8 protein-coding genes are annotated in these 8709 nt (G+C 46.1%); 7 read left to right on the forward strand and 1 reads right to left on the reverse strand.

All coding sequences use genetic code 11. The features are described 5' to 3' along the window. Nucleotides 1-17: 17 nt before the first annotated feature. From ACZLMD_RS09750 to rpsI, 7 genes are all read left to right on the forward strand, one after another. Nucleotides 18-980 (forward strand): carbohydrate kinase family protein, encoded by a 963-nt coding sequence (locus ACZLMD_RS09750; protein ID WP_482523057.1) that lies wholly within the window; start codon nt 18-20, stop codon nt 978-980. 217 nt (nt 981-1197) lie between these two features. Further along, nucleotides 1198-3180: an excinuclease ABC subunit UvrB gene (gene uvrB, locus ACZLMD_RS09755; RefSeq protein WP_482522366.1), complete on the forward strand. Its 1983-nt coding sequence runs from the start codon at nt 1198-1200 to the stop codon at nt 3178-3180. Nucleotides 3181-3317: 137 nt separating this feature from the next. After that, nucleotides 3318-5360 carry a beta-galactosidase gene (locus ACZLMD_RS09760; RefSeq protein WP_489495634.1) on the forward strand — a complete coding sequence of 681 codons (2043 nt, stop codon included), beginning with the start codon at nt 3318-3320 and terminating at the stop codon, nt 5358-5360. A gap of 161 nt (nt 5361-5521) precedes the next feature. Then, nucleotides 5522-5899: a hypothetical protein gene (locus tag ACZLMD_RS09765; protein ID WP_489495635.1), complete on the forward strand. Its 378-nt coding sequence runs from the start codon at nt 5522-5524 to the stop codon at nt 5897-5899. Between the two features lie 153 nt (nt 5900-6052). Beyond that, complete coding sequence (locus ACZLMD_RS09770; protein ID WP_482522364.1) at nt 6053-7072, forward strand: LacI family DNA-binding transcriptional regulator; 1020 nt, start codon at nt 6053-6055, stop codon at nt 7070-7072. 173 nt (nt 7073-7245) lie between these two features. Beyond that, the gene (gene rplM / locus ACZLMD_RS09775) at nt 7246-7686 is read left to right on the forward strand and encodes a 50S ribosomal protein L13 (protein ID WP_022305149.1); all 441 of its coding nucleotides are present in this window, start codon (nt 7246-7248) and stop codon (nt 7684-7686) included. Nucleotides 7687-7705: 19 nt separating this feature from the next. Continuing rightward, nucleotides 7706-8095 (forward strand): 30S ribosomal protein S9, encoded by a 390-nt coding sequence (gene rpsI, locus ACZLMD_RS09780; RefSeq protein WP_022305150.1) that lies wholly within the window; start codon nt 7706-7708, stop codon nt 8093-8095. A 183-nt stretch (nt 8096-8278) separates the two neighbouring features. Here rpsI and ACZLMD_RS09785 read toward each other — a convergent pair. Continuing rightward, nucleotides 8279-8709, reverse strand: a 431-nt coding sequence (locus ACZLMD_RS09785) for a tyrosine-type recombinase/integrase (protein ID WP_489495636.1), incomplete at its 5' end; no start/stop codon positions are given.

An 8709-nucleotide genomic window follows, 5' to 3' on the forward strand; every position in this document is an offset into this window, starting at 1 on the left:
CAGATAGGAGGAAAATGATGAAAAAATTTGACGTGGCTGCATTAGGGGAATTACTTGTGGATTTTACGGAAAATGGAATCAGTACACAGGGAAATCCTGTTTTGGAGGTCAATCCCGGAGGTGCTCCGTGTAATGTATTGTCCATGCTGCAAAATCTTGGAAAAAGTACGGCATTTATCGGAAAAGTCGGGGATGATGTTTTTGGACGAATGCTGGCAGATGCAGTAAAAACACAGGGAATCAATACGGATAATCTTGTTGTAGATCCGGAGGTGCATACTACGTTAGCCTTTGTTCATACAAAGAAAGACGGAGACAGGGAGTTTTCGTTTTATAGAAATCCCGGAGCTGATATGATGCTACGATGGGAGGAGGTACAGCAGGAGAAGCTTGCTCAGACAAGGATTTTTCATTTTGGAACCTTGTCTATGACGCACGAGCAGGTAAAGGATGCAACCCAAAGAGCCGTGCAGCATGCCCGAAAAGAAGGTGCCCTTATCTCTTTTGATCCCAATTTAAGACCACCGCTATGGAACAGTCTGGAGGATGCCGCACGTCAAATGTGGTATGGAATCGGACAGTGCGATATCTTAAAGATTTCCGATGATGAAATCGCCTTTTTGACCGGTAAGAAGGATATTGATCAGGGCATTGCGGAAATTTTGAGAAAAAATCGTCCGATATTAATATGTGCAACTATGGGAAAATATGGAAGCAAGGCATATTATCAGGGGAAAAGCGTATTTTGCGAGCCGTTTCTGCGGGACGACACGATAGAGACCACAGGGGCGGGAGATACCTTTATGGCGTGCGTTTTAAATGCTGTTCTCGAAAAAGGACTTGATTCTTTGACGGAAGATGATCTGCATGAAATGCTCCGGTTTGCCAATGCGGCATCTTCGATCATTACCACCCGCAAAGGGGCATTGAAGGTGATGCCGAAGCGGGAAGAAATTATTTCCGTGCTGACAAAAGAATAAAATCGAACAAATGTTCATAATTTCGTTGCATTGACAATAATACTATGCTATACTGATTTTATGAATGATGAAAGATACATAGGGAATGAATCGCCATCATGGAGAGATTTGTTCCCTGTTTTATTATAGTGTGAAAAGACACAAATCGGAGAGAAATCACCGGATATGTTTCCGGCAGTTTCCAGTATTTCTCTTATTTGGAGGTGTTCAGACAATCATGGATCATTTTATATTACATTCCGAATACCAGCCCACCGGAGACCAGCCGGAGGCGATCGACGCTCTGGTCAGGGGCTTTGAGGAGGGCGATCAGTTTCAGACCTTACTTGGTGTTACCGGTTCCGGCAAGACCTTTACCATGGCAAATGTCATTGCAAAGCTTAATAAACCGACTTTGGTCATTGCGCACAATAAGACTCTGGCGGCGCAGCTCTACGGCGAGTTCAAGGAATTTTTCCCGGAGAATGCGGTGGAGTATTTTGTATCCTATTATGATTATTACCAGCCGGAGGCATATGTACCGTCCTCGGACACATATATTGAGAAGGATTCCTCGATTAATGATGAGATCGATAAGCTGCGGCATTCGGCGACGGCGGCACTGACGGAGAGGAGAGATGTCGTGATCGTGGCGAGTGTGTCCTGCATATATGGTCTCGGAAGCCCGATCGATTATCAGAATATGACCGTGTCACTGCGACCGGGCATGATCAAGGATCGTGATGAGGTCATTCACCGTCTGATCGATATGCAGTACACAAGGAATGACATGGATTTTCAGCGTGGTACCTTCCGTGTGCGCGGAGATGTGCTGGAGGTATTCCCGATTTCGGAGTCTGACCGCGCGATCCGTGTGGAATTTTTCGGCGATGAGGTGGACAGGATCACGGAGATCGATGTGCTGACCGGTGAGGTTTTGTCCGAGCTGGAGCATATGGTTGTGTTTCCGGCATCTCATTATGTTGTGGATAAGGAAGCGATGGAGCGTGCGATCCGTGACATTGAGGCGGAGCTGGAGGACAGAGTACGGTATTTCCGGTCTGAGGATAAGCTTCTGGAGGCACAGAGGATTTCTGAACGGACTAATTTTGATATCGAAATGATGCGTGAGACCGGCTTTTGTTCCGGTATTGAGAATTATTCCCGTCATCTTTCCGGATTGAAGGAAGGGGAACCACCGCATACATTGCTGGATTATTTTCCGGACGATTTTATTATTATGGTGGATGAGTCTCATATGACGATCCCGCAGATCCGCGGTATGTATGCCGGAGACCGTTCCAGAAAGAGGACGCTGGTAGACTACGGTTTCCGTCTGCCATCGGCGTTAGACAACCGTCCGCTGAACTTTGAGGAGTTTGAGCAGCATATCAATCAGATGATGTTTGTTTCTGCGACACCGAATGTATATGAGGACGAGCATGAGCTGGCGAGAGTAGAGCAGATCATCCGGCCGACAGGGCTGCTGGATCCGGAGATTGACGTACGTCCGGTAGAGGGGCAGATCGATGATCTGTTAGGCGAGGTGAACCGTACTATTGCGGCAGGCAATAAGGTTATGGTCAATACGCTGACGAAGCGGATGGCGGAGGATCTGACGGATTATCTGCGTGAGGCGGGCATCCGTGTAAAGTACCTGCATTCGGATATTGATACGCTGGAGCGTTCGGAGATCATCCGCGACATGCGTATGGATGTGTTTGATGTGCTGGTGGGAATCAATCTGCTCCGAGAGGGACTGGATATTCCGGAGATTGCTCTGGTGGCAATCCTGGATGCAGATAAGGAGGGCTTCCTGCGTTCAGAGATCGCGTTGGTTCAGATCATCGGACGAGCTGCACGAAATGCAGAGGGTCATGTGATCATGTATGCGGATGTTATGACGGATTCCATGCGCAATGCGATCAATGAGACGAACCGTCGTCGCAGCATCCAGCAGAAATATAACGAGGAGCATGGTATTACACCGCAGACGATCAAGAAAGCAGTCCGGGATCTGATCCGGATTTCGAAGAAGGTCGAGGAGACAGAAACCGGTGATATCCAGAAGGATATCGAATCAATGAATCAGAAGGAATTAGAGCAGCTTGTCCGCAAGATCAAAAAGAAGATGAACACAGCGGCTGCCGAGTTAAACTTCGAGCTGGCGGCAAGTCTGCGTGACCAGATGCTGGAGATCAGGAAGCATATGAATGAGTAGCATGATGTAAGGGACAAAAGCAGATAGCAATGTATGTTTACATACAAATTGCCTGACGATGGAGCAATCCATGTCATCCGTTGAAAAATGCATTTTGCCCCCGATATCACGGTATAGGTTTTTTGTGGAGGACGAATATGGGAATTTTACTGGGGGTTGATTATTATCCGGAGCAGTGGCCGGAGGAGATGTGGGAGCAGGATGCAGACCATATGAAGGAATGCGGTGTGAAGCTTGTCCGGATGGCGGAGTTTGCATGGAGCCGTCTGGAGCCGGAGGAGGGAGATTTCCGGTTTGAATGGCTCGACCATGCAGTGTCCGTTTTTAAGGACAGAGGGATTCAGATATTTTTGTGTACACCAACCTGCACCCCTCCGTTGTGGGCATTTGAGAAATATCCTGAGATCATTCAGGTTGGAACAGACGGAAGAAGGATCTCCATCGGAATCCGTGGACACCGCTGCATGAACAGTCCCGTTTATCGGACACTGTGTGAGCGTATCATCCGCCAATTGGTAGATCATTACCGGGATGAGGAGGCGGTGATCGGATACCAGATCGACAATGAGCTGGAGGCGAACCATTGCCGCTGTGCAGTGTGCGAGGAGGCGTTTCGTGACTGGATGAAGGAGAAGTACGGTACAACGGAACAGATCAATCAGGCGTATGGCAACAGCGTCTGGAGCGGAGAGTATTCTTCTTTTTCTCAGGTGAAGCCGCCGATGGGAGATTTCATCAAGTGGCAGAATCCGTCATTGACGCTTGATTATAACCGATATGCTTCTGATAGTACGGTAGCATATCTTGAATTTCAGAGAAAGCTGATCCATTCGCTGGATCCGAAGGCGCAGATTACAACCAATAGCTGGCTGTGTGAAAATATGCCGGACTTTTATGACCTGTTCCATAATCTGGACTTTGTTTCTTATGACAATTATCCGACAACGATGATTCCGACAGATTCACAGGAACTATATTCCCATGCGTTTCATCTGGATCTTATGCGCGGAATCTTGCAGAAGAATTTCTGGATCATGGAGCAGTTAAGCGGTGCGGTGGGAAGCTGGATGCCTATGTCAGCCATGCCGGTACCCGGGATGATCAAAGGGTATGCACTGCAGGCGGTAGCACATGGAGCGGACGCCGTGATTCATTTTCGCTGGCGCACCGCCGTGTCGGGTGCAGAAATGTACTGGCACGGAATCCTGGATCACAGCAATGTGCCGGGAAGGCGCTATCAGGAATTTAAAGAGCTGGGGCAGACGATAAAGCAGCTTCAGGAGTTGGATGGCTCTGAGGTGGTCAATCGTGTGGCGTTACTTTACAGCTCCGATAATGAATATGGTTTCAAGCTGCAGCATCAGGCAGAGGGCATGTATTATCTGGAGCAGTTAAAGTGTCTTCACGACGGTTTTACCGGCATTGGCGTTGGTGTAGATATTATTGACGAGAGAGCATCGTTTGACGGATATGATATTGTACTTGCTCCGACAATGCTCATTGAACATTCCGGAACCGTGAAGAAACTGGAGAACTTTGCAAAGCAGGGAGGAACGGTGCTTTTGACGAACCGCTCGGGGGTGAAGAACCTCTCTAATCAGTGTATCATGGACAGTCTTCCTACTATATATAAAGAACTTGCTGGCGTGCACGTGACGGAATACAATGCCGCCGGAGCGCGGACAGGGAAGCTGCGGATTACCGATGCACAGCTTCGTGGACAGTATGGTCAAATCTGTACAAATTCGTTTTTGAGGGAGGATGCTTCTTCACTGCAGACGGAGCATCAGGATGCCACATATAAGCGCTGGTGTGATATACTGGAAGCAGACACGGCAGAGGTTCTGGCGGTCTATGGAGATCAGTATTATGCGGGGCAGCCGGCAGTAACAGTAAACACATATGGCAAAGGTCGCATATATTATGTAGGAACTGTGCCGGACCGCGCATTCTATATGGCGCTTGCGGCTCGTATGGCACAGGAGCAGAAGCTGAGCTTCCGGGATGATCTGCCGCTTGGCGTAGAAATTACATATCGGCAGAAGCAGGATACGACCTGGAGATTTGTATTTAATAACAGTGACAAACCGCAAAGTATATCTCTGGAGGGTAACATATGTTCATTGAAGCCGTTTGAGATGAAGATTGATAAGATATGTGCAAAGGGAAAGCGTATATAGCAGATGTCGGATCAGGGGAAACCCCGGCTGTGTTAGAACATGCCGGATAAGTGCATTCTGACGGTGCTGGAAAATGCTGAATAAGAGAATGCCGGGTAAGAGAATCCAGGCGGTATTATGTTAGGAAATATACTCGGAACAAAAAGACAGGAGGTGAGGAAATGCGCTGGTGGAAACGATTAATATTAACGGTGGTCAGTCTTGTGTGGGGATATATCTCGACGGATTATCTGTATATTGCACTTGGATATCTGACCGGAACGAGAGCACAAAGGAACGTAGAAAGTATGCCGCAGACATTTCTGTGGCAGCTGGCCGGTTTCGGAATGTTTGTGTTATGGCTTTTGATCCTTGCTGCTTATACGAAGCTGATCCGCTTCCTGTCTCCAAAGGTTGACCTGATTGAAATGGATGTGGATGAGAAGAATCCAAAGATTCGCAGAAAGGTTTTTGATATTATTCTACAATATGGTTTTATTCTGACCGGAATATTTATACGATGGGCGTATCTTTGCCTGGTTTACCTGCCAAATCATTAGTATAATGATTGTGCCGGACATAGTGGTGTGGTATGATAGACATATATGTGTCGGCAGCGGTGAGAAGGCATGAATGATAGATTGCCGGTGGCGGTGAAAGTGTGTGATAAGAAAACGGAGATCACATTAGTGTACGTAAGAATGGAGGGGCAGATGGCATCAATTAAAGACATTGCGAAGATTTGTGGCGTGTCGGTTGCCACGGTCAGCAAAGCACTGAACGACAAAAAGGATATTGGAGAGGAAACCAAAAAACATATTAAAGAGGTTGCAAAGGAACAGGGATATTTTCCGCAGTATTATGCCCGCGCGATCCGCATGAACAAAAGTTTTAATATTGGTGTTCTCTTTATTGATGAATCGATGAGCGGTCTGACACATGATTATTTCGCAAATATCCTGAACAGCTTTAAAGTGACCGCGGAAAGCAAAGGTTATGATATCACCTTTATCAACAGCAATAAGAAGCACAAGAAAAGCAAAACATATCTGGAGCATTGCCGGTACCGTGGTCTGGACGGCGTCATGATCGCCTGTATCGATTTCTATAATCCGGAGGTACGCGAGCTGGTGGAAAGTGATATTCCGGTTGTGACGATCGATTACGAATTTCCGGACTGTCTTTCTGTCATATCGGACAATGCGGTAGGAATGCGTGAACTGGTTGAATATGTGATTTCGATGGGACATAAGAAGATCGCTTATATTACCGGTGACGATACATCGATTGTTACAGATATTCGTATTCAGGGGCTGAAGGAGACAATGGACAAGCATGGTCTGGCATTGCCGGAAGGATGGATCTTTCCGTCCGAGTATCGTAATCTGAAAAAGGCGGCAGAATATACGAAGACATTATTGCAGCAGCCGATCAGGCCAACCTGCATTATATATTCCGATGACTATTCGGCAGTCGGAGGCATCGCTGCGATCGAGTCGATGGGATTAAGGATCCCGCAGGATATCTCGGTGGCGGGCTATGATGATATCTTTATCGCAAGCCAGCTTCAGCCTCGTCTGACCACGGTGCGGCAGGATACGGAGAAGATTGGCATGAAGGCGGCAGAGCAGTTGATCAAATTGATCGAGGGACACAAGGTAAAGCTTTCAGCACCGTCTGTAGTGGCAAGCCAGCTGATCCGTGGAGCTTCCGTTGCCAAGCTGGAGGAATGACAGAAATCAATGGATAATTTGTAGATTATTTGCATAATTTGTATCTTGACAAGCTTTCATAAACATAATATAATAGTCTAATGTGGCGTGTAAAATACTTAAGCCAAAGCCCCGGTAACAGTATTTATGTGCCTGACAGTTGAAGATTGTTAGAAAAGTTAGGAGGTACTGGGATGAAAAGTTATATGGCTAACCCATCCAAGATTGAAAGAAAATGGTATGTAGTTGATGCTACAGGACATACATTAGGACGTCTCGCTTCAGAGGTAGCTTGCGTATTGAGAGGTAAGAATAAGCCGGAGTATACTCCGCATATCGATACCGGCGATTATGTAATCGTAATCAATGCTGACAAGATCAAAGTAACAGGTAAGAAGCTGGAGCAGAAGATTTATTATCATCACTCTGATTATGTTGGTGGTATGAAAGAGACCACACTCAAGGAAATGCTCGCTAAGAAGCCGGAGTATGTAATTGAGCATGCAGTAAAGGGAATGCTTCCAAAGGGACCACTTGGTCGCCAGATGGCAACAAAGCTTCATGTATATGCAGGTGCAGAGCATGAGCAGATCGCACAGAAGCCGGAAGTATTAGAAATCGTAGAGAGAGCATAATTGAGAGGAGGAAAAGACATTGGCTAATAAATTTTATGGAACAGGCAGAAGAAAAAGCAGTATTGCCAGAGTATATTTAGTACCAGGAAATGGTAAGATCACAATCAACAAGAAGGATATGGATCAGTATTTCGGTCTTGAGACATTAAAGATTATCGTTCGTCAGCCACTGGAAGCGACCAACACACTTGACAAGTATGATGTACTTGTAAATGTTCGTGGTGGCGGATTCACCGGTCAGGCCGGTGCAATCAGACACGGTATCGCAAGAGCTCTTCTGAATGTAGACGCAGATTTCCGTCCTACACTGAAGAAGGCAGGATTCCTTACTCGTGATCCTAGAATGAAAGAGCGTAAGAAATACGGTCTCAAGAAGGCTCGTAGAGCTCCTCAGTTCTCAAAGAGATAATCTTTCAAGAACGAAGATATCAAGAAAAGCCCATTTTTCAAGGGTTACAGAAGTTGTGGAATGCCGTCAGATGTGCTGGAATTTACATCGAATGCAACACATATGCAGCAGGTATGCAACAAAGATATTGATATGTATAGGACATTTTTCAGTAGAGATACTGGGGAATGTCCTTTTCTTTGTTTAAATCTTATTAATCGCATCTACAAGCTCCTTTATATCAAAGTGGGTATACACTTTCTCTGTGAGTGTCATTGCACCTGAGTGCCCCGCAATCTTTTTGATAATCGTCTGGTTAATACCAGCTTCTGCTAACATTGAGATGCATGTATGTCTGCAGCAGTGAGGTGTACGATTAATACCTAGCTGTTCCATCAATGGCTTGAAATAGCTATCGTAGTAGTTTCGGTATTCAAAATGTTTTCCAGCTTCTGTATGAAGTAAATATTCACATTCAGGGCAGGATTCATACCAAGCTTTGTAATATGGCAGAACTTTGTCTGCTATTGGAACTTTTCTGATACCATTTTGTGTTTTACTACAGATAACATCAAAATACTGTTCATCAAGATGAACATTCTCTTTCTTCAAATCAAGCATTTCAGAGATACGGA

It is taken from the genome of Jutongia sp., assembly GCF_057878315.1.

Excerpts from the sequence above, each read along its gene's own strand:
- ACZLMD_RS09750 (WP_482523057.1), top strand. The coding sequence starts at position 18 with ATGAAAAAATTTGACGTGGCTGCATTAGGGGAATTACTTGTGGATTTT.
- uvrB (WP_482522366.1), top strand. The coding sequence starts at position 1,198 with ATGGATCATTTTATATTACATTCCGAATACCAGCCCACCGGAGACCAG.
- ACZLMD_RS09760 (WP_489495634.1), top strand. The coding sequence starts at position 3,318 with ATGGGAATTTTACTGGGGGTTGATTATTATCCGGAGCAGTGGCCGGAG.
- ACZLMD_RS09765 (WP_489495635.1), top strand. The coding sequence starts at position 5,522 with ATGCGCTGGTGGAAACGATTAATATTAACGGTGGTCAGTCTTGTGTGG.
- ACZLMD_RS09770 (WP_482522364.1), top strand. The coding sequence starts at position 6,053 with ATGGCATCAATTAAAGACATTGCGAAGATTTGTGGCGTGTCGGTTGCC.
- rplM (WP_022305149.1), top strand. The coding sequence starts at position 7,246 with ATGAAAAGTTATATGGCTAACCCATCCAAGATTGAAAGAAAATGGTAT.